We start from the raw sequence: 25,468 nt of genomic DNA, 5'->3' as shown, positions 1-25,468 counted from the left end.
CTGTGGCGCACGGGCTCGGGCGGCAGCCCGCGGAGCGATCACGGAGGCGGCTGCCTCGACCTGGGCATGAGCAGCGGCCTGAACACCCAGACGCGCGCAGGAGAGGCATCGCAGCGCTGGACGAGGCAGGCGTAGCCCTCGCACGGCACTCGAGCCGACGGGGGACCGCCTCTACGCGAAGGTGGTGAGGACCGCCGTCAGGAAGACGCACTCGGCCGCGAGCTGGATCCACAGCGCGGCCCTGCGCACGGCGATGCTCGGGACGCAGAGAACCGTCGCCCAGGCGACGCCGGCGACCAGGAGGCTTCCCCCGTACGCCCACTCGGGGTTGCCGCCGCAGCTCTCGTCGTAGCCGATGCAGCGGCCGGCGTTCTCGGCGGTGAGGGCGAGGATCCCCGTCGCGATCGTCGCGGGCACGAGCAGGGCGGCCCAGACGACGGACCACATGCGGAGCCGGCGGGCGGCCTCGGCGGTGGGGCTGGAAGAGGCGGGGGCGGTGGGGAGGTCGGTGCTCATGATCCGATCCAACCGGACGCACCGCCCCGCCGACTGGGCCCTGCTACTCAACCGGTCCCCGCGCGCCTACTCATATCCACGTCCGTCGCCCATCGCGCAGGGGCGGCGCAGCAGCGCGTACGGGACGGCCTCGACTCCACCTCGGGCCGCTCAGACCGCCGGAAACTCCGGCGGGACCCCCAGGGTCGGCGCGATCGCCCCCCACACGGCGTTCTGCGCCCCGTCCACATCGACCGTGGGGTCGCCCAGCATCAGGCGGATGCCGAAGCCGTCGCAGAGCGCGAGCATCATCGTGCTCGTCGCGGCGACGTCGCAGCGGGCGAACTCCCCGGAGGCGATGCCGCGTTCCAGCGCCTGGCCGATCCAGCTGCGCAGCTGGTCGTAGAGGTCGATCGCGAGGTGCCGCGCCGTCTCGTCCCGCAGGGCCCGCACCCACAGCTCCTGCCAGAGCTTCCAGTCCTGCCGGAGCACGGGGTCGGTCGGGAGCAGGTTCTGCAGGATGCGGGCCAGGACACGGGAGGCGGGCACCGAGTCGGCGTCCCCCTCGAGGTCGGTGCCGGTCTGGCCGAAGGAGTGCGTCATCGCCTCCGCGAAGAGCTTCTCGCGGGTCTCGAAGTGGTAGTGGAGCAGCGCCGTCGAGACGCTGGCGCGCTCGGCGACCATGCGCATACGGATCTTCTCGAAGCCGACCTCGGCGATCACCTCGCACGCCGCTGCGAGAATCCGCTCACGTGTCTCCCGCGTGCGCTCTGCCTTGGCCACGTCGTGTGCTCCCCGTGTCGTGCGGTTCTGTCTCAGGTCCTCTGGGCGGGGCCGCGCCCGTCCTCGCCGCCGCCCATCTTCGCCTATCCCCGGCGTGTCGCGGGAATACGGCGGGCGGCGGACGTCATGCGGCGTACGTGTGGAAGCCCCTGCCCGACTTGCGGCCGAGCAGTCCGGCGTCCACCATCCGGGCCAGCAGCGGCGGCGGCGCGTACTGCGGCTCCCGGAACTCCTCGTACATCGACTCGGCGATGGCCTTCGTGGTGTCCAGGCCGATGAGGTCGGTCAGCGCCAGGGGTCCGAGCGGGTGCGCGCAGCCGAGGATCATGCCCCGGTCGACGTCCTCGACCGACGCGGTGCCCGACTCGACCATCCGCACCGCGGCCAGCAGATACGGGACGAGCAGAGCGTTGACGATGAAGCCGGCGCGGTCGCGGGCCCGCACCACCTGCTTGCCCAGCACGCCGGCGGCGAACTCCTCGGCGCGGCGCACCGTGCTCGCGCCGGTCAGCAGCGACGGCACCAGCTCCACCAGGGGGAGCACCGGCACGGGGTTGAAGAAGTGGAGGCCGATCACCTGCTCCGGGCGCGCGGTGGCCGCCGCGAGCCGGATGACGGGAATGGAGGAGGTGTTCGTCGCCAGGATCGCCTCGGGATCGCGCACGATCGCGTCCAGCTTGGTGAACACGGCGAGTTTGGCCGCCTCGTCCTCGGCGACGGCCTCCACGACCAGGTGCCGGTCGGCCATCCGGTCCATGTCGGCAGTCGTCGAGATCCGGGCCAGCGCCGCGTCCCGGTCCTCGCCCGTCAGCTTCCCCGCGGCCTGGGCGCGGTCCAGCGAGGCGGTGACACGGCTCAGCCCGGCGTCGGCCGCCGCGTCGCTCGACTCGACCACCACCACCTCCCGGCCCGCCCGCGCGCACACCTCGGCGATCCCGGACCCCATCAGGCCGCAGCCCACGATCCCGACCCGCTCGATCTCGCCCATCGCATCCTCGCTCTCTCGTCGTTCGGTGGCGGGGGAGGCCCGGCCCGGGAGCCGGGCCTCCCCTCGGCGTGGTCAGGCCGACGGCATCTGCAGAACTCCCGTACCGCGCTTGACCAGCTCCCCGGCGATGATGAGGCGCTGGATCTCGGAGGTGCCCTCCCAGATGCGGTCGACGCGCAGCTCGCGGTAGAGGCGCTCGACGGGGTAGGAGCGGTCGTAGCCGCGGCCGCCGAAGATCTGCACGCACCGGTCGACGACCCGCCCGGCCGCCTCGCTCGCCGACAGCTTGGCGATGGCCGCCTTGGCGTGCAGCGTCTTGCGGTCGGCCACGCCCTGGTCCACCTCCCAGGCGACCTGGTGGGTGTAGGCGCGGTTGACGGCGATGTCGACGGCGCAGTCGGCGAGCATGCCCTGGATCAGCTGGAAGTCGGCGATCGGCGAGCCGAACTGCTTGCGCTCGATCGCCCAGTCGCGGGCCAGCTCCAGAGCGCGCTCCGCGGCGCCCGTCGTCCGCGCCGCGATCATCAGGCGCTCCTCGGTGAACCAGGACCGGGTGATGTCGTACCCGTTGCCGATGCCGCCGAGCACGGCGTCCTCGGGGACCCGCACGTTCGTGAAGACGAACTCGGGGTGCTCGTAGACGAAGGTGTGCATGAAGCGCGGCACCCGTGTCATCTCGATGCCCGCGGTCTCCTTGTCGACCAGGAACAGGGTCGGCGCGCCCTCGTCGCCGGCGGCGGCCAGCACGATCATGAAGTCGGCGTGGTCGCCGACGGTCACAAACCACTTCTCGCCGTTGAGGACCCAGCCGTCCGCGGTGCGCGTCGCCGTGGTCTTGAGGTTCTGCGGGTCCGACCCGGCCTCCGGCTCGGTCACCGCGTAGCAGTCCCGGCGCCGGCCCTCGATGACCGGCACGAGGTAGCGCCGGCGCTGCTCGGGGGTGCAGAACCGCAGCGCGTTGGCCGGGCGCCACACCATGTCCCACAGGGCGCCGGTGAGCCGGCCGAGCTCCTCCTGGACGGTGGCCTGCTCCAGGATCGTGAGCCCGGCGCCGCCCCACTCGGCGGGCATGTTGACCGCCTGGAGCCCGCTGTCGAGCACGGCGTCGCGGATCTGCGCGTGGGCCTGCGGCGGCAGACCGTTGTTCTCCTCGCAGTCGGCCTCGTACTTCATGATGAAGTCGGCGAGCCCGCGCGCGGAGCTCTTGAGCTCTTCCTGACGGGCGGTGAGACGGAAGTCCATGTCAGTCCTCGGGGTTGAAAGACGTACGGGGGAGCGGGTGTCAGGAGTGGGGCAGCGCGAGCGCACGGGTGCCGCGCTTGACGAGCTCGTTGGCGATGATGAGGCGCTGGATCTCGGAGGTGCCCTCCCAGATGCGGTCGACGCGCAGCTCGCGGTAGAGGCGCTCGACGGGGTAGGAGCGGTCGTAGCCGCGGCCGCCGAAGATCTGCAGACACCGGTCGACGACCCGCCCGGCCGCCTCGCTCGCGGCGAGCTTCGCCGTCGACGCCTTGGCGTGCAGGGTCTTGCGGTCGGTGTGCGGCTGGTCGGCCTCCCAGGCGACCTGGTGGGTGTAGGCGCGGTTGACGGCGATGTCGACGGCGCAGTCGGCGAGCATGCCCTGGATCAGCTGGTAGTCGGCGATGGGCGAGCCGAACTGCTCGCGCCGGATCGCCCAGTCGCGGGCCAGCTCCAGGGCCCGCTCCGCGGCGCCCGTCGTCCGCGCCGCGATCATCAGGCGCTCGTCGGTGAACCACTCCTTGGTCAGCTCGTAGCCGTTGCCGACGCCGCCGAGCACGTCCTCGTCGGGCACGAAGACGTCCGAGAAGACGAACTCGGGGTGCCCGTTGACCGCGGAGTGCATGAAGCGCGGCACCCGGGTCATCTGCACGCCCGGCGCCTGCTTGTCCACGAAGAAGAGCGTCGCCGCCCGCTCCGGACCCGCGTCGGCCTGCACCAGCAGGAAGTCGGCGATGTCGCCGCAGGTCACAAACCACTTCTCGCCGTTCAGCAGCCATCCGCCCTCCGTGCGGGTCGCGGTGCTGACGCATGAGCCGGGGTCCGAGCCGGCGCCCGGCTCGGTCACCGCGAACGCGTCGAAGCGCTCGCCGCGGATGACGGGCAACAGATACTTCTCACGCTGCGCCTCGGTGCCGTACGCCAGGACGTTGGCGGGCCGCCACGGGATGTCCCACAGACAGTTGGTGACCTTCCCGAACTCCTCCTCGACGATGACCTGGTCGAGCAGGGACAGACCGGCGCCGCCCCACTCGGCGGGCATGTTGATCGCGTAGACGCCGGCGTCGATCGCCGCGCGGGTGAGCTCACGGACCGTGTCGGCGGGCAGCGGCCCGCCGGCCTCCTCGGACTGGTCCTCGTACTGCATCAGCAGCTGTGCGTACGCTGCGGACCGCGCCTTGAGGTCGGCCTGCTCGGGGGTGTAGCGGAAGTCCATGCTGGTGTCCTTGGGGTTCGGGGCGGGGGTGCGGGGCGGCGGAGCGCTCAGGCCAGTACGGCGCGGGCGTCCAGGGCCAGTACGCCGTCCGGGCGGACCAGCAGCGGGTTGACCTCGAGCTCGGCGATCTCGGGGTGGGCGGCGGCGACCGCGGTGATGCGCTCGACGACGGCTGCCGCGGCCGTGACGTCCACGGCGGGCCGGCCGCGGACGCCGTCGAGCAGAGCGGCGGTCCGCAGACCGCGCAGCAGCCGTTCGGCGCGCTCGGCGGGCACGGGCGCCAGGGAGAAGGCGACGTCGTGCAGCGTCTCGGTGAGCACTCCGCCGAGCCCGACCATGGCGACCGGACCGAAGCGCGGGTCGCGGTTGACTCCGACGATCAGCTCGACGCCGTCGCCGAGGTCGGCCATCGCCTCGACCGAGTAGGCGGACGCGCCGAGCCTGGCGTCCATCTCCCGGTACGCGGCGAGCAGCGCGTCCCGGTCCGCGAGCCGCAGCGCCACGCCGCCCGCGTCGGACTTGTGCAGGACGTGCAGGGCCTTGAGCACATACGGTCCGGCGAACGCGTCGGCCGCGGCGAGCAGCTCCGTCTCGTCGGTGATCTCGCGCGCCGGAGGGAAGGGCACTCCGGCGGCGCTGAGCAGCGCCCGGACGCCGTGGTACCCGGCGTCCTCCAGGGGCGGGGCGATGGGCGGCAGGGGTGCGACCCCGAGCGGGCCGGCCGCCCGGGCGCCCGTCATCGCGGTGAGGGCGCGGGCCGCGTCCTCCGTGGCGGAGAACACCGGGATCCCGGCGTCCGTCAGCGTCCGGCAGCTGGGCGAGCGCGGGTACATCGACTGCACGACCAGCGGCTTGGGCGTCGTCGTCCAGTCGGCGACGATCTCCCGGGCGGCCTGCTTCTCGCCCTCGGCGAGGGTGGCGCTCTCGCCGCCGAGCCCGCCGCCGGAGGCCGCGTAGCCGCCGAAGTACCCCGTCATCAGGACGGCGTCGACCTCGTCGGCCTTGAGCAGCCCGGCGACCGTGGCAGCGTACGAGCGGGGGTCCTGCTCGCCCATCCCGGCCAGGTCGACGGGGTTGCCCACCGCGGACTGCTCCCACAGCAGCGACGCGAGGCGCCCTTTCGTGGGCGCGCTCAGCTCGGGCACCTCGAGACCGGCCGCCTCGGCGGCGTCGGCGGCGATGACGCCGTGGCCGCCGCCGTCGGTGAAGACCGCGCAGCGCCGGCCGGTGCTGCGGGCGCCGGCGTTGAGGGCGGCCAGCACGACGGTCATCTCCAGCGGGGTGGCGACCAGTTCCACGCCCGCGTCGCGGCAGGCGGCGGCCACGACGTCGGCCGATGTGGTGAGGGCGCCGGTGTGCGACTGGGCGCTGCGGGCGGAGGCGGCGCCGCGGCCCGCGGTGAGCAGCACGACCGGCTTGCCGGCGGCCGCGGCCGCTTGGGCGAAGGCGCGGCCGTCGCCGAAGTCCTCGGCGTACACGGCGATGGCGGAGGTGCCCTCGTGGCGCCCGCAGTCCTCGACGAGGTCGACCAGGGTGACGTCGGCCTGGTTGCCGAGGGAGACGAAGCGCGAGAAGCCGAGGCCGAGGGGAGCGGCGCGCAGCTCGATCTCCAGCGCGAGGTTGCCGCTCTGGCTGAGCAGGGCGATCCCGCCGTGGGTGAAGGCGTCGGACGCCAGATACAGCTCGGTGGTGTTGTCCGCGATCCCGAGGCAGTTGGGGCCCACCAGCACGGCGCCCGCGTCCCGCACCCGGGCGGCGATCGCCTGCTGCCGGGCGAGCCCCTCGGGGCCGGTCTCGGCGAAGCCGGCGGTGATGCCGACGATCGCCCGGGCCCCGCAGGCCAGCGCGTCGTCGACGGCGGCCTCGAACCCCCGGCCGGGCACGGAGATCACCACCAGGTCGACGGGCTCGCCGATCGCGGTGAGAGAGGTGGCCGCCGGGCGCCCCAGGACGGCGCCGCCACGACGGTTCACCAGGTGGACGGGCCGCCGGCCGGGCGCCCGCAGCGCCTGCGCGGCCACCGAGTGGCCGTACTTCGCCGGGTCGTCGCTCGCGCCGACCACGGCGACGGACGTGGGGTCGAAGAGCGCGGTGAGATCGCGTCCCATGTCACTTCTCCATTCGCAGTGCTGCGTTGGGGCAGGACGCGGCGCACGCGCGGGCGGCCTCCTCCTGACCGGCCGGCACGGGCACGGCGATGACCGCCGCGTATCCCCACTCGTCGAGCTCGACGAGCTCGGGGGCGTGTTCCTGGCAGAGCCCGTAGCCCTGGCAGAGCGTGGAGTCGAGAAGGAGTTTCACGGTGTTCCTTTCAGCGCGGGCACGGGAGAGGGAGTGAGGGGGCCGACCTCGGGCCCGACCTCGGGCACGGCGACGGCGAGCCGGCGGCCGCCGTCGCGAGGCGCGGCGGAGCAGGCCCAGCAGGGCGAGTCGAGGTGGGCGCGTGCCACGTCGGGGAAGACGCGCAGCAGGCTTCCGGCCACCCCGGCGGCCGCGTCCAGCAGCCCGCACGCGCCCCGTCCGGGCAGCCCGGCCGACCATCGGGCGAGCTTGTCGAGGGCGTCGGGGGCGGCCGTGGCCGCGGTGAGCGCGTGCAGGGCGTCGCTGATCGAGGCGGTGCCCGCGATGCAGACGCCGCACTGGCGGGCGCTCTCGGCGGCGAGATGGCCCACCGCGTCGGCGGCCACGGCGACCGGGCACTCGCCGGGGGCGAGGAAGTGGATCGCGCCGCAGCCCAGCGCGGTGCCCGCGGCCTTCAGGGCGTCCGGGTCGAGCGGCAGGTCCAGCAGACCGCCGTCGATCAGTCCGCCGAACAGTCCGCCCATCAGGGCCCCCGCCGCGTCGGGAGTGCCCTGGGCGGCGGCCAGGGTCCGCAGGGTCGCGCCGTACGGGACCTCGGCGAGCAGCGCCGGTCCGCCGGCGGCGGACAGGGTCACCAGCGTGGAGCCGGCGATCTGCCGGCGCCGTTCGGGCCGTGCGGCGACGAGGGCGATCCGGGCGAGCGTCTCGACGTTGGAGACCAGGGTCGGCCGGTCCTGGACGCCCCGCTCGAAGGGGCGGGGCGGCTTCGCGGTGGGCAGCGCCGGTCCGCCGTTGATCCGGCGGACGACCGCGCTCTCCTCGCCCGCGACGTACGCGTGCCCGGTCTCGACCACCTCGACGGGCACCGCCGGGTCCCGCTCGGCCAGAGCGAGCCGTATGCGCTCGCCCGCGACCGGATCCGAGAGGTAGACATAGCCCCGGACGGCGCCGGTGATCGCGGCAGCCCGGGCCAGCCCGTCCAGGACGAGGTGGGGACGGGCCCGCATCAGCCAGCGGTCCTTGGCCGAGCCGGGCTCGCCCTCCTCGCCGTTGGCGACGACGACGGGCGCGCGCCCGCCGTCGCGGACCGCCCGCAGCTTCACGGCGGCGGGGAAGCCCGCGCCGCCCCGGCCGCGCAGGCCCGACGCGGCGATGTGCTCGAGGAGCAGGACGGGGTCCACGGCGGCGCGGTAGCCTCCGGCGGCCGCGTACTCCTCGGCGCTCTCGGCCGCATCGGGGCTCGTGCCGAGCAGCGTGCCGGCCGAGGGGCGGTCAGCGGCGGTGGGAGTCCCGGGCGGCGTGTGGGCGCTCGTGCTGGGCGCCCCGGGCATCAGGGAGCGGATCCAGGTCGTGCTCACGCCCGTCCTCCTTGCCGTGCTCATGCCCGCTCTCCTTCCGTCGCGCCGGTGCGCAGGGTGCGTACGGCGTGCTCCAGGGCTCGGCGGTCGGCCGCGGTGCGGTCGTATCCGGGGCCCGGGAGGCCGATGAGCATGTGGTGGTGGTCGAGCACCACCTCTCCCGCGAGCAGGGCGGCCCGCCGGTCGCCGGGACGGGAGCCGTCGGCGACGGCGGTCACCAGGTCGGTGACCTCGGCGAGATAGCGCAGCCAGCTGCGCCGGCTGCCGTGCAGGATCAGGCTCTCCACCCGGCGCTGCTCGGCGGCCGCCAGCTCCGGCGGCGCGGCGGCCGTGCCGCGCTTCTGGGTGCGCAGGGCGGCAACGGTGGGGGGCAGTTCCCGCTCGGGCTCGGGGGTGAGCCCGAGCCAGACCAGACTCCGACGACCGCTCATGCGTGCCTCCGGTGGAGAGGGATGGGGAGTGGAGAGGGGTGGGGAGCCGTCACGGCCTTGACCGGGCGGTGGGGCCGAGCGGCGGAGCTGCCGGTGCGGCCGACTGCCGGAACGGGGATTCCGTGCGGCGGGGGCTTCGGGAGATCGGTGGACGCCGTGGGCGATTCGGGGGGCACGGGCCCGGGCGGTGGACGTCCGGCGCTTCCGTGTCCGGCGAGATGCCGGCTGTTGTGATGACGACTACGCTAACTAATCAATTAGTCAGTCTGCAAGCCTTGACATTGCGGAAACCTGTCAGCAACCTGACTGACCAATTAGTTAGTGCGGCTCGGCGCTCCCCTCGCCAAGGCCCACTGACCGCCTATGGGCCGCCTCAACACCGATCGCCGCTCAGACGGCATGGAGGAGTCAGCCGATGCAGCCCGAAGCCCCCGCCCGCACCGCACCGCCGACGCGGCAGAGCCAGGACAGCCCCGGTCAGGCGCTGTCCGCCCGCTACTACACCGACCCGGACACGGCCGCCGCCGAGACCGAGCACATCTTCGCCCGGTCCTGGCAGCTCGTGTGCCACGAATCCGACCTGCCCGGACCCGGCGCCCGCCTCGCGGCCACCGTCGCCGGACGCGAGGTCCTGGTGGTCAGGATCGAGGACGGCAGCCTCGCCGCCCACCTCAACGCCTGCCGGCACCGGGGAACCCGCCTGGTCGCCAAGCCCGAGCCGAGCGGCAAGGCCATTCGCTGCCCGTACCACGGCTGGACGTACAAACTCGACGGCACTCTGGTCGGAGCGCCCGAAGCACGGCAGATCCCGTGCCTGGACAAGCCCAAGCTCGGCCTGTTCTCCGTACGCGTCGAGTCCTTCCTCGGCTTCGTCTTCGTCAACCTCGACCCGGACGCCGTCCCCCTGGCCGAACAGTGCGCCGGGCTCGCCGAGGCCGTCGGCCACTATGCCGGAGCCGATCTGGTGCCGGTGGGCCGCAGCCGGATCCACGAACTCGACGGCGCCGAGGTCCAGAACGCGAACTGGAAGGTGGCCGTCGACAACTACCTCGAGGGCTACCACGTGCCGGTCGCCCACCCCGGCCTGATGCGCCTGCTCGACTACCAGGGCTACACCTGCGAGATCGAGGAGTCCTACGCCCTCTTCGCCTCGCCCCTGCGCGACAAGCCGTCCTCGAACTGGGCGGAGCGCCTCTACCAGCGGATCACCGCTCCCATGCCCGGCCTCACCGAGGCCGACCGGAGGGTGTGGCGGTACGCCGTGATCTATCCCAACACACTCATCGACTTCTACCCCGACCATGTGCTTGCCTGGACCGCGATCCCCCAGGCGGTGGACCAGGTGGCCGTACCCGGCGCCTTCTACACCCGCCCGGGCACCAGACTGCGCACCCGCCTCGCCCGGCGGCTCAACATCCACATCGGCTGGATCACCAACGACGAGGACGCCGAGCTGGTGGCCAGGGTGCAGAAGGGGCTGACGACCCCGGGCTTCGAGCCCGGCCCGCTGTCCCGCCGCGAGGCGGCCGTGGGCTGGTTCGCCGGCCGCGTCCGCCGCGACCTGGACCGCGACGCGGGCGCGCCGCTCGACGGCGCCCCCGACAGCGGTCCGGCGGCGTGACCCGCAGCGGTCCGCAGCCCTAGACCGTCCCTGACAGCCGGCAGGGAGAAGCCGGAGCCGTACCGGCGGTGTGCCCCGCACCGCCACGCGGCTCCCTGGTCGAGCACGGAGTCAGGCATCCGTGCGTCCATGACCGCGCCCTGAAAGCAGTGTCGTCCGTTCCCCAGGACCCACGGAGAGGACCCCCCGATGTCCCCCGAGGTATTTCCACTGTCCCGCCGCTCTTTCCTCCGCGCCTCCACCGGCACGGCCGCGGCCCTCGGGCTCGGCATCGCAGCCACCGGCTGCGGATTCCTCCCCGAGGACGCGAACGCCCACGGCGATCCGGACGAGCCGATCGACGTCCGCGTCGACGGCGACCTGGTCTATTTCAACTGGGCCGACTTCATCGACCCGGCGATCTTCAGAGCATTCGAGAAGGAATACGGCGTCAAGGTCATCCAGTCGAATTTCGACTCGATGGAAGGCATGGTCGCCAAACTCAATGCGGGAAACCGCTACGACCTGGTCTTTCCCAGCGCGAAATGGACCCAGCGGCTCGTCGAGGGCCGCCGGCTGCGCCGTATCGACCACACCCGGCTCAAACACGCGGAGTCCGTGTTCGGGGCGTACGACTACTTCGCCGACCCCTGGTACGACGCGAAGTCCGCGCACACCGTCCCGTTCATCATGTACAAGACCGGGATCGGCTGGCGCAAGGACCGGATCGGCGACGACCTCGCCGGCTCCTGGGGCGACCTGTGGCACCCCGGCGCCCAGGGCAGGGTCTTCGTGCTCGACGACCGCGACGAAGTGCTCGGCCTCGGAGCGCTCAAGCTCGGCCTCGACCTCAGCACCACCGACGACGGCGATCTCGACCGCATCACCAGCACCCTGAAGTCCCTCAGACCGCGACTGCGCGGCTTCTCCAGCGACAGCTACAACAACCTGCTCAACGGCAACGCGGTCATGACCCAGGCCTGGAGCGGAGACATGGCGGCCATGCTCGGCCAGGCCAAGGACCCCTCGGTCTTCGGCTTCGAGGTCGCCCGCGAGGGCGCGCCGGTCAACTCCGACTGCTACGCCATCCCCGCCAACGCCCGGCATCCCGGAACGGCGATGCTCTTCATCGACTACATGCTCCGCCCGGAGAACGTGAAGAAGAACATCGAGTACATCGGCTATCCGATGCCGGTGCGCGGGACCGAGAGCACGTACGCGGCCCTGGTCGAGCCGTTCCCAGAGTGCCTCGTCTCCGCGGACGACCTCAAGGACGACCTCTTCTTCCGCAACGGCAGCTCGACGGGCGAACGGGCCCGAGACACCGCCTGGACCCATGTGAAGGCCGGCTGACATGGCACAACGCACCCACCCCGAACCCGGCAAGCCCCGCCCCCGCCGCGGCGCCTCCGCGTCCGGCGCCCGGCTGTGGACCTGGCTGATGATCCCCGGCACCCTCTGGATGACCGGCTTCCTCATCGCCTCGCTGCTGCTGGTCGCCGCGCTCGCCTTCGGCACCACCGACCCGCTCGGCAACCCGCAGTTCGGGCTCAACTTCGACAACATCGTGGCGATGGCCGACCCCGCCTACCGCGCGGTGCTGCTCCGCTCCCTCGGATACTCGCTGCTCACCTGCGCGATCTGCCTCGTCATCGCCTACCCGGTCGCCTACGCCATCGCCCTGTACGGCGGGCGCTTCAAGACCCTGCTGATCGCCGCCATCGTCGTGCCCTTCTTCGCCAACTACCTGGTGCGGATGTACGGCTGGTCCGTCGTCCTGTCCGACAGCGGACCGGTGCTCAAAGCCCTGCGCGCCATCGGCCTCGCGGACGGCGACACCAAGATCCTCCAGACCGGCCCGGGCGTCATCGCGGGACTCGTCTACGGCTTCGTCGTCTTTATGATCATCCCGCTCTACGCGGCCCTGGAGCGCATGGACGTCTCCCTGATCGAGGCGGGACGCGACCTCTACGGAGGCCCCCTGCGGACCTTCTTCTTCGTCACCCTGCCCGCCACCCGGCAGGGCGCGGCGGCCGGCTGCGTCCTTGTCTTCCTGCCCGCTATGGGCGACTTCGTCAGCGCTCAACTGATGGGAGGCCCCGACCAGATCATGATCGGCAACCTGATCCAGGACAAGTTCTTCCAGGGCCAGAACTGGCCGCTCGGCTCGGCGCTCACCATGCTGATGATGGCCGTCCTGTTCCTCGGGATGATCGGCTACCTGCGCCGCACCCGCAAAGACGAGGCGGAGGCGGCCCGATGACCCTGCGCCCAGCCCTCAACCCGGCACGCAAAGCCCTGCCGGCCCCCGCCCCCCGCCCGACGGCACGGACCGCCCGCGCGGGCGCCGACCGCCCGGCCGCCCGGAGGCGCAGGCGTCGGGGCGCCGACCGCAAGCCCCGCCTCGCCATCGGCGTCACCGTCCTGTTCTTCGCGCTCCTGTACCTCCCCATCGGCGTCGTCGTCCTCTTCTCCTTCAACTCCCAGAAGTCGCTGACCGTCTTCAAGGACTTCAGCCTCCGCTGGTACTCGGCCTTCTTCAACGACGACGTCCTGCTGGCATCGCTGGGCATGAGCCTGAGAGTGTCCCTGGTCGCGATGGCCGGCTCGCTGATCCTCGGCGTCGCCCTCGCCCTCGGACTGGTCCGCTGCCGCAGCCGGCTCGGCTCCCTCGCCGGCCTGGTGATGCTCGTCCCGCTGATCACCCCGGAGATCGTCACCGGCGTCGCGGCGATGCTCCTCTTCAAGGGCATGGGCATCACGCTGTCCAGCGGCACCGTGATGCTCGCGGAGATCACCTTCTCCATCTCCTATGTGACGGTGATCCTGCGCTCCCGGATCGCGGCCCTCAACCCAGAGGTGGAGGAGGCCGCGACAGACCTCGGCGCCACCCGCTGGCAGGCGCTGCGCCTGGTCACCCTGCCCGCGCTGCTCCCCAGCATCCTGGCGTCCGCCGTGCTCGTCTTCGCGCTCGTCTTCGACGACTTCGTGCTCGCCTACTTCACCACCGGCGTGGACCCGCAGCCGCTGTCCGTACGCATCTACTCCGCGATCCGCTTCGGCGTGCAGCCCACCATCAACGCCGTCGGGACGCTGATGCTGGCCGGGTCCATCGGCCTCATCGCCCTCGCCCTCTTCATCCCGCGCCTGTTCGGTCGCCGCGGCGGCCTCGATCTCCTCTCCGGGAAGTGACAGCCGTGACCTCCACGACCTCAGCGGACCCCATGCCCGCCGTCCGCCTCGACAGCGTCAGCAAGGCCTACTCCGCAGGCGCCTACGCCGTCCAGGACCTCTCCCTCGACATCGCCCCCGGAGAGTTCTTCTCGCTCCTCGGCCCCTCGGGCTGCGGGAAGACCACCTCCCTGCGGATGATCGGCGGATTCACCGACCCCACCGACGGCGCGATCCTGCTCGGCGGAGAGGACGTGACCTGTCTGCCGCCCAACCGGCGCAACGTCAACACGGTCTTCCAGAGCTACGCCCTCTTCGACCACCTCACGGTCGCCGACAACGTCGCCTTCGGGCTCAAGCGCAAGGGCGTCGGCCGGGCCGAGATCCGCGAACGCGTCGGCAACATGCTCGAACGGGTGCAGCTCGGCGCCCTCGGCGACCGCAGGCCCACCACCCTCTCCGGCGGCCAGCGCCAACGGGTCGCCCTGGCCCGCGCGCTGGTCAACCGCCCCCAGGTGCTGCTGCTGGACGAGCCGCTGGCGGCCCTCGACCTCAAGCTCCGCCGGCGTATGCAGGTCGAGCTCAAGCAGATCCAGCGCGAGATCGGCATCACCTTCGTCTTCGTCACCCACGACCAGGACGAGGCGCTGACCATGTCCGACCGGGTGGCGGTGATGAACGAGGGCCACGTCGAGCAGTGCGGCACCCCCGAGGACGTGTACGAGCACCCGGCGAGCACCTTCGTCGCCTCCTTCATGGGCACCTCCAACCTGGTGCCCGGCACCTACCGCGCCGGTTCCGTGGAGCTGGAGCAGGGCCCCGCGCTCCCGGTCGGCCCCCGCCCCGGCGTCGCCGACGGCGCCGCCGTCAGCCTCTCCATCCGGCCCGAGAAGATCTGGCTCTCCGACTTCACCCCGGACATGGCCACGGTCGACGGCATCATCCGCGAGACCGTCTACTCCGGACCCACCACCACCTACCTCATCGAACTCGCCCCCGGCGTCACCCTGTCCGTACTCGAGCAGAACGTCGACCGCTCCCGCATGGAAGACCGCTGGAGCGGCGGCGAGAGCGTCGAGGTCGGCTGGCGGCCCGAGCACTGCCTGGTCCTCGACGGCCAGGGGGACCGGGGGACCGCCGCACCGAGGGAACGCGCATGAACCACGACGTCATCGTCCTCGGCGCGGGCCTCGCCGGCCTCGCCGCCGCACGCGACCTGGCCGCCGGCGGAGCGGACGTCCTCGTCGTCGAGGCCCGCGACCGCGTCGGCGGGCGCGTCGAGCAGACCGAGCTGCCCGACGGACGGCTCGTCCAGCTCGGCGGAGAAGTCGTCGGCCGCGCGCACACCGCGTACCTCGCACTGGCCGAGGAGCTGGGCCTCACCCTGATCCCCAGCTACGTCGCCGAGCCCGGGGCCATGGTCCGCGCCACCGCGGAGGGAGTCTCCGCGGGCGAGCCGCCGCACTGGTTCGCCCCCGGCGACGACGCCGGCCACCGGCGCGTCACCGCCGCCTTCACCGCGCTCGCCCAGACCGTCGACCCCGACGACCCGTGGTCCCACCCCGACGCCGACGCCCTCGACCGGATCTCGGTCGCCGACTGGCTGCGCTCCGAAGGCGCCTCGCCCTCGGTGGCACGCCTGTGGGAGATCGGCCAACTCGCCCTCGCGAGCGGCTCCTACGAGCGGACCTCGCTGCTCTCCGCCCTGCGCAAGCACGCCGCCGTGCCCGGCAGCGGCCACGGCGACGGCGACCACTACGACTACGAGGACTGGGAGGGCCTGCGCGTCGCCGAGGGCTCGGCGACCGTGGCCCTGCGCATGGCCGCCGGGCTCGGCGACCGGATACGGCTCGGCGCACCGGTGGAGTCCCTCGCCGTGCGGCCGGGCGGCTGCTCGGTGGGCCTGAAGGGCGGGGAGAAGCTCACCGCGAGGGCCGTCGTCAGCGCCCTGCCCGTAGGACCGCTCCGCTCGGTCGCCGTCTCCGGCGTCTCCGGCGAGCGGCTCGCCTCGCTCCACCGGCAACGCCAGGCCTGCGCGGCCAAGTTCGCCGCCGCGTACGACAAGCCGTTCTGGCGCGACCTCGGCCTCAACGGACTCTCCGAGTGCGAAGGAGTCCTCGGCAGCACCTGGCCGCAGAACGAGGGCATCCTCTCCGCCCTCGTACCGCCCGAGCGCTACGGAGTGATGCTCGGCATGCCCGCCCAGCGGATCGAGCACGAACTGCTCGGCGACATCGTGCGACTCTACGGCGAACAGGCGCACCAGCCGGCCGGCACATATCTGCGGATGTGGGGGACCGACCCCTGGACCCAGGGCTATGTCACCCAGTGGACGCCGGGCGACGTCATGGCCGTCGGCCCGTCGCACGGACGCCACGAACCGCCCTTCTACGTCTGCGGATCCGACCAGTGGGTCGCCGGCTACATGGAAGGCGCGGTCCGCACCGGCCGCGCCGCGGCGAAGGAGGCCCTGAGCCGTGGCTGAGAACGCTGAGAACGCTGAGAACCACCACGGCGCCCTGGTCCTCAACCACATCGGGGGAGCCGACCTGCCCGCCGCCTCCGGTGAGGTCATGCACCTCGTCGACCCCGCCACCGGTCAGACGCACCGCAGCGCCCCGCGCTCGGGGACGGCGGACGCCGAAGCCGCGTGTCGGGCCGCGGCGTCGGCGTACGAGAGCTGGTCGAGAACCACCCCCGTCGAGCGGCAGCGCGCCCTGCTCGGCATCGCCGACGCCATGGAAGCGCACGCGGACGAGCTGACGGCCGCCGAGGCGGGGGACACCGGCAAGCCGGCGCAGATGTTCCGCGACGACGAACTGCCCGCGATCACGGACGTCTTCCGCTACTTCGCGGGCGCGGCACGCAATCTGCCGGGCGCCGCGGCCTGCGAGTACACCGAGGGCCGCACCTCCCTGCTGCGCCGCGAGCCCATCGGCGTCTGCGCGCAGATCACCCCGTGGAACTATCCGCTCATGATGGCCGCGTGGAAGATCGCCCCCGCGCTGGCGGCAGGCAACACGACCGTGCTCAAACCCGCGGACACCACGCCCTCGTCGTCCGCGCTGCTGGCCAGGATCGCCGCGGAGCACCTGCCGCCGGGCGCCCTGAACGTCCTGTGCGGCGACCGCGACACCGGCCGGGCGCTCACCGGTCATCCGCAGGTCCGCCTGATCGCGGTCACCGGCAGCGTCCGGGCCGGACGGGAGATAGCCGCGGCGGCGGCCGCGGACCTCAAACGCGTCCATCTGGAGCTGGGCGGCAACGCGCCGGTCATCGTGTACGACGACGTGGACGTCGAGGCTGCCGCGGCGGAGCTCGCCTCGGTGGCGTACTACAACGCGGGCCAGGACTGCACGGCCCCGACCCGGCTCCTGGTCCACGGGTGCGTGTACGAGGAGTTCGTCTCCGCGTTCGCCGCCCAGGCCGCCAAGCAGCGTCCGGGAGCCGACTTCGGTCCGCTCAACAACGCGGCCCAACTGGCCTCCGTCCAGGGCCTGTTGAGCAGACTGCCCGATCACGCCGACATCGTCGCCGGGGGCTCGCGCGTCGGAGGGGCCGGCTACTTCCACGAGGCCACCGTCGTCGCCGGCGTCCGTCAGAGCGACGAGATCGTGCAGGAGGAGATCTTCGGTCCCGTCGTGACCGTGCAGCAGTTCGCCGACGAGGCAGAGGCGCTCAGGCTGGCGAACGACGTCCGCTTCGGGCTCGCGGCGAGCGTCTGGACCGCCGACCACGACCGCGCCATGCGGGCGACCCGGGCCGTGGACACCGGCATCGTCTGGGTCAACACCCACGGCACGACCGTCTCCGAGATGCCGCACGGCGGGGTCAAGCACTCCGGCTACGGCAGCGATCTGTCAATGGCCGGGCTGCTGGACTACACCCAGGTCAAGCATGTGATGCTGTGAGGCGGGGGGCGTGATGTCCCTGTGTGGTCGGCGCCTCAGGACGAGGGGGCCGCCGGTAGCCCAGACGCCGGAGCGGCAGTTGCTCAGGGCCGGTACACCAGCTCGATCACGATCGCCACGATCACCGCCCAGACGCCGGCGCCGATCAGCCACCAGCTGCCGACGATCAGTCCGGGGGCGATCAGCGCCGGACCGGCAGCGGCGAGGGCGAGCGTGGTCCGGCGCACGCCGCGGTCAGGGCCCCAGGTGACGGTCACAGCAGGAGCATCGCCCCTGGCCGCCGCCGGTCGGCGGACCGGGCGGGATCCCTGTCGGCTTCTTGACGCCGACCGGTCGGCCGGATCGTACGCCGTCCTTGGCTGCCCGCAGCCCTGGCGCCGGAGGGAATCGGGCACGGCGCGCACGCTGCGGGCCCGCCCGGCGCGGCTGATCGCGGCGGCCCCCGTCGACTCACCCGCGACGACCTCTGTGACGTGGGCCGAGTGTGGTGGCACGATGGCTGAACAGACCGTAATGGCGGTCGGTTCCACCTTGCCTGGGGGCACCCATGAACACTCGGCTCCCGTTCCGACTCCTGGTCGCGACAGCCGCGGCCGGCCTCATGCTCACCGCCTGCAGCAGCTCCGGCGGGTCGCCGAACGCCTCGGCGCCGCCCACTTCCGCGTCGGGAGCGTCCGCTCCGTCGCCGTCGCAGTCGGCCACGACGTCCCGACCCTCGTCGCCTACGACGACCCCGGCGACTACCCCGGCGGGCACTCCCGCCCCGAACACGCCTGCCCCCAACGGAAAGCCGCCGCTCGGCTCCACGAGCCTGAAGCCGATGTGGCCGTTCGCCACGCTCGCCCAGGCCCAGGCGTGGGAGCGCGCCTACCGCTCCAGCGGCGCCCAGCCCTGGCACCTCGACCCGGAGCAGACCGCGCTGTCCTTCACCCGCGGCTACTTGGGCTTCAAGGAGATCGACCGGGTCTCCTCGCGCAAGGTCAGCGGTCGCCAGGCCCGCATCGGCGTCGCGCACACGGGGCCCGAGAGCGGCACCGCGGCAGTGATCCACCTCGTGCGGTACGGCAGCGGCCCTGACGCCCCATGGGAGGTCGTGGGCACCGACGACACGACGTTCTCCCTCACCACGCCCCGGTACGGGTCCCTCGTCCGCTCCCCGTTGACGACCGGCGGGCGGATCACCGGCGTGGACGAGAGCATCCGCGTGGAGGTCCGCCAGCCGTCGTCCGAGGCGCCGCTGGGCACCTCGCCCTGCTGCACTCCGGCGGGCGGCGACGACCAGCCCTGGAAGGCGTCGGTGGAGTTCTCCGGCGCCCGCGACCCGGTGCTCACCATCGTCGCGTCCACCGGCGGGCACGTATCCGACGTCGAACGATTCACCGTCACGGCGGTGCGCACCCGCTGACCGCCGCTGCACGACACGACCGCTGCCGCACCCGCTGGACTACACGACCGCCGTACCCGCTCCACGAGGTGGGAGCGGGTACGGCGGCGGGCGTCAGCGAACCTCGGCGGGAAGGTGCGCCTCCTCTGCCCCCGGGCGCTCGAACTGGGTGCGGTACAGCTCCGCGTAGCGGCCGCCGGCGGCCAGGAGCTCGGTGTGGGTTCCGCGTTGGACGACCCGGCCCTCCTCGACCACCAGGATCAGATCGGCGGCCCGCACGGTCGAGAGCCGGTGGGCGATGACCACGGCGGTGCGGCCTTCGAGCGCCTCCGCCAGGGCTTCCTGCACGGCCGCCTCGGAGGTGGAGTCGAGGTGGGCGGTCGCCTCGTCGAGGATGACGACCCGCTGGCGTGCGAGCAGCAGCCGGGCGATGGTCAGCCGCTGGCGCTCGCCGCCGGAGAGCCGGTAGCCGCGCTCGCCGACCACGGTGTCCAGACCGTCGGGCAGCGAGGCGACCAACTCGGTCAGACGGGACCGGCGCAGAGCGTCCCAGATCTCCTCCTCGGTGGCGCCGGGCCGCGCGAGGAGCAGGTTGGCGCGCACGGTCTCGTGGAAGAGATGGCCGTCCTGGGTGACCATGCCGATCGTGTCGCGGATCGAGTCCGCGGTCAGATCCCGTACGTCGACGCCGCCCAGCCGCACCGAGCCGGCGTCGGTGTCGTACAGCCGCGGCATGAGCTGCGCGATCGTGGACTTGCCCGCGCCGGACGAGCCGACCAGCGCGACCATGCGACCGGGTTCGGCACGGAAGGAGACGTCGTGCAGGACCTCCGCGCCGCCGCGGGAGTCGAGGGCGGAGACGTCCTCGAGCGAGGCGAGGGAGACCTTGTCCGCGGAGGGGTAGCCGAACCGGACCCCGTCGAACTCCACGGACACCGGCCCCTCCGGCACCGGCCGGGCGTCCGGCTTCTCGGCGATCAGCGGCTTCAGGTCGAGGATCTCGAAGACCCGCTCGAAGCTGACCAGGGCGCTCATCACCTCGACGCGGGCGCCGGCCAGCGCGGTCAGCGGGGCGTACAGGCGGGTCAGGAGCAGAGCGAGGGCGACGACGGCGCCCGGGTCCAGGCTGCCGCGCAGCGCGTAGTAGCCGCCCAGCCCGTACACGAGGGCCAGGGCCAGAGCCGAGACCAGGGTGAGGGCGGTGATGAACACGGACTGGGCCATGGCCGTGCGGACGCCGATGTCGCGCACCCGGCGGGCACGGGCGGCGAATTCGGCGGACTCGTCGCCGGGACGTCCGAAGAGTTTGACCAGGGTCGCGCCGGGCGCGGAGAAGCGCTCGGTCATCTGGGTGCCCATGGCGGCGTTGTGGTCGGCGGCCTCACGCTGGAGCCTGGCCATGCGGGTCCCCATCCGCCGGGCGGGGACGACGAACACCGGCAGCAGCACAAGGGCGAGCAGGGTGATCTGCCAGGAGATGCTCAGCATCACGGCGAGCGTCATCAGCAGGGTGACGAGGTTGGAGACGACGCCGGACAGGGTGTTGCTGAAGGCCCGTTGAGCCCCGATGACGTCGTTGTTGAGCCGGCTGACGAGCGCGCCGGTACGGGTGCGGGTGAAGAAGGCGACCGGCATCCGCTGGACGTGGTCGAACACCGCCGTGCGCAGATCCAGGATCAGCCCCTCGCCGAGGGTGGCCGACAGCCAGCGGGTGAGCAGGCCCAGCCCCGCCTCGGCGACGGCGATGACAGCGATGAGCAGCGCGAGCCGGGTGACCGTGCCGGTCGCCTCCCCCTTGACGATGCCGTCGACGACCTGGCCGGCGAGCACGGGAGTGGCCACGGCGAGCAGGGCCGTCACCACGCTGAGCAGCAGGAAGCGGTTCAGCTCCCGGCGGTGCGGCCGGGCGAAGGAGACGATGCGGCGCAGGGCGGCCCGGGAGAACGGCCTGCGGTCCTGCTGGGCGTTCATCGCGCTGTGCAGCGATGTCCACGCGGTGACTTCCATGTCCATGGGGTGCCTTCCGGAGTCTAGTGAGCCGACGCGTACCCGTCGGCCGGCGTGGCCCGGGGCGCTCCCAGAACGCTAAAACCTCACGTAAACTTGAGGTCAAGGACGTCAAGGAGTCTTCTGGGTCCGTACATCGGGCGCGTGCCCGGCTGTTCGTATATTCGTTCGCTTGAATGGATCGCCCCGGGGCACAATCGGCGCATGCCGACCGCCGCGGAGCGTCTGCTCTCCGCTCTCGAACCGCTGCCGTTCCCCGCCCGCCTGTCCCTCACCGCGAGAACAGGCCGTCGGCTGGCGGACGACGGCGAACTCGCGGGCCTGCTGACCGACTTGGACGCGCGCGGGCCGTACGAGCGGCGGCTCGCGGCGCTGGCCGCCTCCGCCGGAAAGGACATCGCTTTCCTCGCGCAGCGGCTCGCCGATCCCGACCCGGTGGTCGCCGGGTACGCCCTGCGTGCCGCTCGTGTCCTGCCGGTGCCGGACGAGGCGGTGGAGGCGGCGTACGACGACGCACCGGCCGTCCTGCGACAGCGCCTGGCACGCCTGCTCTCCTGCGGCGGCCGCACCGCGCTCGCCGAGCGGATGGCAGGGCGGCTGCGCGCGCAGTGGGGCGACGCCGAGGCCGCTCGGCTGCTGCCGGCCTGCTCCACGCCGTTCGTGGCGCGCGAGCTCCCCGAGCTCGCGCACGCCGTCGCCGGCTGGACGCGGCTCGCCCGCCGGCATCCCGAGCCGGTGCTGGACCACGCCGAACGCGCCCTGGCCGACCGGGCCGGCGGGAAGCAGCGGGAGGAGTGGTGGCGCCAGCACGCCACGACGGTCGCCGCGCTCGCGCCGCTGCGCCCCGAGCGGGTGCTGAGGCTGCTGGAGGAGTACGGCCCCTACCGAATGCCGCACGCGCTGCACAGCGGACTCGGCGCGCTGGTCGACGCCGACGCCGAGCGGGTGGTGCGGTGGATCACCTCTCCCGACCGGCGCGAAGAGCGCTACGAGCCGGTACCGCCGCCGGGCGTGCTGCGCAGGCTGGTGCGGGCGGAGCCTGCGTCGCTGCCCGTGCTGGGCCGCCACTGGCTGACCCGCAGCCCCCATTTCGACGCGCTGCTGAAGGCCATGCCGCCCGGCCGGCGCCCCGCGTTCCTGGACGCGGCCGCCGCCGGCGGGTCCCGTCGCTCGGACGCGGCCCTGAACGTTCTGGACCTGCTGCCCCGCGAACGGCGCTGGGCGGAGGTACGACGGGCCGCGGCCGCGGACGCCGCCGCTGCCGACGGCTGGTGGGCGGACGACCTGGACACCCTGGCCCATGGCCCGTTCGGGGAGGCGCGGCCCGCCCTGCTCGCCGCGATCCGACGGCCCGACGCCGACGACCGGGCGATCGCCTGGCCGCTGCTGGTGGCGTGTGCCGCCCGGGACGGCGGCCGCGAGGCGCTCGCCGACCTGCTGACCTTGGCGGCGCGACTGCGCAACGAGCGGGACCCGGTGCGCGCCGCGGCGCTCGGCGCGCTCGCCGAAGTGCACCCGCGGCTGTTCGGCGCCGACGACGCCGAGCCGCTGGACCGCGTCGTCGCCGACGCCCTTGAGGCACGGGACAGCTCGGCCGAGACCCAGGTCGCGGTGCGCACACTCGCCGAGCGCGTGCTGGTCGAGCACGCCACGGACGCCGACCCGGCCCTGCGGACCTGGGCGCTGCGCACCCTGGAGCGGATCGCGGGCCGCGTGGGCGTCCCCGAATTCGGCCCGCTGCACCGGGTCCTGCGCCGAGGCCAGGAACACCAGGTGTTCGAGGCGCTGCGCCCCTGGCTCGAGGCCGGGGCCCAAAGAGCCGACTTCCGGCTGCTGCTGGGTCTGGCCGGCGCGCTCGGGCCGCGTGCCCGGCTGATGCCCGAGCTCCAGGACATGCTGGCCACGGCCCTGGCCCGCGGCGACGACGAGACGTTCGAGACCGCCGCGGAGCTGTGGCTGGCCGCACCGGCCGGTCGCGACGAACGGGTCGCGAGGATCCTCGAGATGGAGCCTTCGGCGGTCGTCCTCGCGCCCGTTTCGCGCGCGGTGGCTCGCCGGCGTACGGACCTGCTGGACGTCCTGCTCGACGGCGACCCGCCGTACGGGCGCTTCCTGGCGCCCGGCGCCCGGCGTCCGCTGCCGGACCTCGGCGACAGCGGCCGCTGGCTTCCGCGCCAGCAGCGCGCCGCGGCACAGCTCGCCGAGGAGGCGGCCGCGGACGGCTCGCTGCCGTTGGACGACCGGGCCGCCGCGATCCGCGCAGCCGCGGCGGTGCCCGAGCTGGGACGTGCCCTGGCGATGCGGCACAAGGACGACGGGGACGTGCTGGTGGCCGAGGCGGCGCTCGGCGCGCTGGGCTGGACCGATCGGCCGCAGGACGCCCTGCCGGTGCTGCTGGAGCAGGCCGGCGGCGACCGGGCGCGGGTCGCCGTGTACGCGGCGTCGCGCGCCGCGCGTTTCACCCCGCCCACCCGACTCGCCCAGTCGCTCGACGAGCTGCTGACCGGTGAGCGGCCCGCGAAGGTGACCTCCCGCAAGGAGGCCGTCCGGCTCTCGGCCCGCTATCTGCCGCCGGCGCAGGCCGTCGCCCTGCTGACGCGCGCCTTCCACGCCCCCGACCGCCACCCGGACGTGCAGTCCGCCGTCCTGCGCGCGCTGCCTCCTCTGCTCGGCGTGCCCGAGGCCTGGCGCGTGATCGAGGACGCCGCACACGGCGACGCCCCGCAGACGCTGGAGGCGCTCCTGCAGATCACCCCGTGGGAGCTGGCCGACGCGCACCGCCGCCGGTATGCCGAAGCCGTCGGCACGGCGTACGACGGATGCCTGGCGAAGATCGACGGCTTCTCGGCCTACGGCACGCTGGCGGCGGTGGGCGTGTGGGCCCGGTACGACCCTGCCCTGGCCGACCGGCTCGCCCGTACGGTCTGCGACTTCGGCGACCGCAGGCACTGGAACTACGCGGCATGGGTGCTCAGAGACCTGGCCTTCTCCGAGCAGCCGCATCCCGTGGGCGGTGCGGCCGCGGGCAGTGTGTACCACAGTGCGGTGGCCGAGCTGCTGGCCGCGATGCACGGGCCCGAGGGCGGCGGCGACGCGGCGGGGGACCGGGACCTGCCGGTGCTGCAGCGGCTGCGGGCCCTGGCGTCGTCGCCCTCAGGCCACGGCGAGCGCCCCGATGTGCTCGAGGCGGTCGCCGAGCAGCTGGCGGTCGAGCCGCTGCTGGCGGCCGAACGCGCCGATCTGCTGCGCCTGTTGGTCGACCGGGAGGCGGAGGAGGACGTGCTCTTCGGGCGCCTGCGTGATCTGGCGGACGCCTTGGAGGGCGCCGGAGTGATCGTCGCGTCGCAGACCGCGGGCCGGCTGTGGACCCACTGGGCGCACAGCGGGCCGCCGCAGCGTCCGGGGGCGCTGCTGGCCGCGACGGACCGGCTGGCCCGGGACGGCGGCACGGCGGCCGGTCTGCTGGCGGCCGGGCTGGTGACCGGGACGGGCCACGCCCTCGGCTGGCCCGAGGAGTGGCGGTCGCTGCTGCGCCTGCTGCGCGGGCATCCGCAGCCCGACGTGCGCCACGAGGCGCACCGGGTCCTGATGGAGAGCGAGTGAGCGCATGAGGGCCGGCCGGACACCGTGACATCGGGCCGCTGACGGCGTCCGGGCCCGGTCGTCGTCAGGCCCGCGTCGTCAGGCCTGCGCAGGCGTCTGCGGCACGGTGCGCTCGGCCTTCTGAGGGCCGGCCGGACATCGGGCCGCTGACGGCGTCCGGGCCCGGTCGTCGTCAGGCCTGCGCAGGCGTCTGCGGCACGGTGCGCTCGGCCTTCTCCAGCCAGTCGGTGTACCAGCGGGCGAACGTCATCGGGTTGCCGTCGTCGTCGGGGAGCGGAGCGAGGTCGACGTCGTCCGCCCGGCCGTCGGACCAGACCGTGCCGCGGTGGGGGCCGCTGACGACCAGCCACTCCCGCAGGGCGCAGCCGAGGTGGCATATCACGATGGCCCCAGCCGTGCGCTCGGGTGCGAACATCACGGCGTCCCACCGTTCGTCCCACGCCTCGATCGCGTCGTCGAACTCCTCGATCTCGTCGAAGTCCTCCTCTTCGGGACGCTCGGCGAGGAGCGCGTCGAGGATCTCGGGGTCCGGGCCCTGCTCGGGAAACGGCTGGGCGAGCGTCGACAGGTCGGTCATGTCGGCGCCGTCGCCCTCCCACCGCCAGCGGCCCTGCACGCGCCTGACGGGGAAGAGGCCGTACGCGGGGCCCGCGCCGCCCGCGCCGACGTGCACGAGGAAGTCCCGGTACTCCTTGGGCAGCCGCACGCCTATCTGCGCTTCGAGCTCGGCGAGCTCGTCGTGCGTGAGCGGCTGCTTTAACTCCGCCCACCGGCGCCTGAGCGCCCCGAACACGTCACGGCTCGCAGGCTGATCCGCCAACGCCGTGACCCGCCGGCGCACTCCCGTCCATCTCCGATCGTCCATGCCGGGACCGTATCGGCCGCACGCGCTCAAGGCGGGCGTGGACCAGCTGCTCAACCCGCCGAATCTGGCCGTCGCCTGGAACGGCGTGCTCAGCGCCGTCAAGAGCGGCGAGCTCA

The 25,468-nt window shown here is 73.1% G+C and carries 21 protein-coding genes; 9 read left to right on the top strand and 12 right to left on the bottom strand.

The features are described from left to right. Positions 1-171: 171 nt before the first annotated feature. The 9 genes from AB0M39_RS30665 to AB0M39_RS30625 form a co-directional block, all read right to left on the bottom strand. Complete coding sequence (locus AB0M39_RS30665; protein WP_365369340.1) at positions 172-516, bottom strand: hypothetical protein; 345 nt, start codon at positions 514-516, stop codon at positions 172-174. Between the two features lie 150 nt (positions 517-666). After that, positions 667-1,278 carry a TetR family transcriptional regulator C-terminal domain-containing protein gene (locus AB0M39_RS30660; RefSeq protein ID WP_365369337.1) on the bottom strand — a complete coding sequence of 204 codons (612 nt, stop codon included), beginning with the start codon at positions 1,276-1,278 and terminating at the stop codon, positions 667-669. 124 nt (positions 1,279-1,402) lie between these two features. Then, positions 1,403-2,266, bottom strand: coding sequence for a 3-hydroxybutyryl-CoA dehydrogenase (locus AB0M39_RS30655; protein ID WP_365369334.1), 864 nt, complete (start codon positions 2,264-2,266; stop codon positions 1,403-1,405). A 72-nt stretch (positions 2,267-2,338) separates the two neighbouring features. Further along, positions 2,339-3,508 carry an acyl-CoA dehydrogenase family protein gene (locus AB0M39_RS30650; RefSeq protein WP_365369331.1) on the bottom strand — a complete coding sequence of 390 codons (1,170 nt, stop codon included), beginning with the start codon at positions 3,506-3,508 and terminating at the stop codon, positions 2,339-2,341. A gap of 40 nt (positions 3,509-3,548) precedes the next feature. Next, positions 3,549-4,721, bottom strand: a complete 1,173-nt coding sequence (locus tag AB0M39_RS30645; protein WP_365369328.1) for an acyl-CoA dehydrogenase family protein — start codon at positions 4,719-4,721, stop codon at positions 3,549-3,551. A 47-nt stretch (positions 4,722-4,768) separates the two neighbouring features. Beyond that, on the bottom strand, positions 4,769-6,829 hold the full coding sequence (locus AB0M39_RS30640; protein ID WP_365369325.1) for an acetate--CoA ligase family protein: 2,061 nt from the start codon (positions 6,827-6,829) through the stop codon (positions 4,769-4,771). A gap of 1 nt (position 6,830) precedes the next feature. Then, entirely contained in the window at positions 6,831-7,022 is a 192-nt protein-coding gene (locus AB0M39_RS30635) for a ferredoxin (RefSeq protein WP_365369323.1), read from the bottom strand. Next, a complete protein-coding gene (locus tag AB0M39_RS30630) occupies positions 7,019-8,380 on the bottom strand; it encodes an NADH-ubiquinone oxidoreductase-F iron-sulfur binding region domain-containing protein (RefSeq protein WP_365369321.1) in 1,362 nt (453 codons plus the stop codon). Before AB0M39_RS30630 ends, AB0M39_RS30635 begins: the two co-directional genes overlap by 4 nt. Positions 8,381-8,400: 20 nt before the next feature. Next, a complete protein-coding gene (locus AB0M39_RS30625; protein WP_365369319.1) occupies positions 8,401-8,811 on the bottom strand; it encodes a hypothetical protein in 411 nt (136 codons plus the stop codon). Between the two features lie 415 nt (positions 8,812-9,226). Between AB0M39_RS30625 and AB0M39_RS30620 the strand changes: the two genes are divergently transcribed. From AB0M39_RS30620 to AB0M39_RS30590, 7 genes are all read left to right on the top strand, one after another. Beyond that, the gene (locus AB0M39_RS30620) at positions 9,227-10,432 is read left to right on the top strand and encodes an aromatic ring-hydroxylating dioxygenase subunit alpha (protein WP_365369316.1); all 1,206 of its coding nucleotides are present in this window, start codon (positions 9,227-9,229) and stop codon (positions 10,430-10,432) included. 189 nt (positions 10,433-10,621) lie between these two features. Beyond that, on the top strand, positions 10,622-11,764 hold the full coding sequence (locus AB0M39_RS30615) for a spermidine/putrescine ABC transporter substrate-binding protein (RefSeq protein WP_365369314.1): 1,143 nt from the start codon (positions 10,622-10,624) through the stop codon (positions 11,762-11,764). 1 nt (position 11,765) lies between these two features. Continuing rightward, positions 11,766-12,674, top strand: a complete 909-nt coding sequence (locus AB0M39_RS30610) for an ABC transporter permease (RefSeq protein WP_365369312.1) — start codon at positions 11,766-11,768, stop codon at positions 12,672-12,674. Further along, complete coding sequence (locus tag AB0M39_RS30605; RefSeq protein WP_365369309.1) at positions 12,671-13,603, top strand: ABC transporter permease; 933 nt, start codon at positions 12,671-12,673, stop codon at positions 13,601-13,603. The genes AB0M39_RS30610 and AB0M39_RS30605 overlap by 4 nt, the downstream gene beginning before the upstream one ends. 32 nt (positions 13,604-13,635) lie before the next feature. Next, positions 13,636-14,742, top strand: a complete 1,107-nt coding sequence (locus tag AB0M39_RS30600; RefSeq protein ID WP_365369386.1) for an ABC transporter ATP-binding protein — start codon at positions 13,636-13,638, stop codon at positions 14,740-14,742. Further along, entirely contained in the window at positions 14,739-16,067 is a 1,329-nt protein-coding gene (locus tag AB0M39_RS30595) for an NAD(P)/FAD-dependent oxidoreductase (protein WP_365369307.1), read from the top strand. The genes AB0M39_RS30600 and AB0M39_RS30595 overlap by 4 nt, the downstream gene beginning before the upstream one ends. Then, positions 16,060-17,493: an aminobutyraldehyde dehydrogenase gene (locus AB0M39_RS30590; protein WP_365369305.1), complete on the top strand. Its 1,434-nt coding sequence runs from the start codon at positions 16,060-16,062 to the stop codon at positions 17,491-17,493. The genes AB0M39_RS30595 and AB0M39_RS30590 overlap by 8 nt, the downstream gene beginning before the upstream one ends. An 83-nt stretch (positions 17,494-17,576) precedes the next feature. Here AB0M39_RS30590 and AB0M39_RS30585 read toward each other — a convergent pair whose 3' ends face one another. Beyond that, entirely contained in the window at positions 17,577-17,750 is a 174-nt protein-coding gene (locus AB0M39_RS30585) for a hypothetical protein (RefSeq protein ID WP_365369303.1), read from the bottom strand. Positions 17,751-18,313: 563 nt separating this feature from the next. Between AB0M39_RS30585 and AB0M39_RS30580 the strand changes: the two genes are divergently transcribed. Further along, positions 18,314-18,898: a hypothetical protein gene (locus tag AB0M39_RS30580; protein ID WP_365369300.1), complete on the top strand. Its 585-nt coding sequence runs from the start codon at positions 18,314-18,316 to the stop codon at positions 18,896-18,898. A 93-nt stretch (positions 18,899-18,991) separates the two neighbouring features. Here the strand turns inward: AB0M39_RS30580 and AB0M39_RS30575 are convergent, their stop codons facing one another. Further along, positions 18,992-20,890, bottom strand: a complete 1,899-nt coding sequence (locus tag AB0M39_RS30575) for an ABC transporter ATP-binding protein (protein ID WP_365369297.1) — start codon at positions 20,888-20,890, stop codon at positions 18,992-18,994. 198 nt (positions 20,891-21,088) lie between these two features. Between AB0M39_RS30575 and AB0M39_RS30570 the strand changes: the two genes are divergently transcribed. Further along, entirely contained in the window at positions 21,089-24,487 is a 3,399-nt protein-coding gene (locus AB0M39_RS30570; protein WP_365369294.1) for a hypothetical protein, read from the top strand. 172 nt (positions 24,488-24,659) lie between these two features. Here the strand turns inward: AB0M39_RS30570 and AB0M39_RS30565 are convergent, their stop codons facing one another. Continuing rightward, the gene (locus tag AB0M39_RS30565) at positions 24,660-25,352 is read right to left on the bottom strand and encodes an SMI1/KNR4 family protein (RefSeq protein WP_365369292.1); all 693 of its coding nucleotides are present in this window, start codon (positions 25,350-25,352) and stop codon (positions 24,660-24,662) included. Positions 25,353-25,468: the final 116 nt, after the last annotated feature.

It is taken from the genome of Streptomyces sp. NPDC051907 (genome assembly GCF_040681075.1).
In the GTDB taxonomy this organism is placed as follows: Bacteria; Actinomycetota; Actinomycetes; order Streptomycetales; family Streptomycetaceae; genus Streptomyces.
Note: the sequence above shows the minus strand (reverse complement) of the source record. Positions and strands in the feature narration are given on the sequence as shown.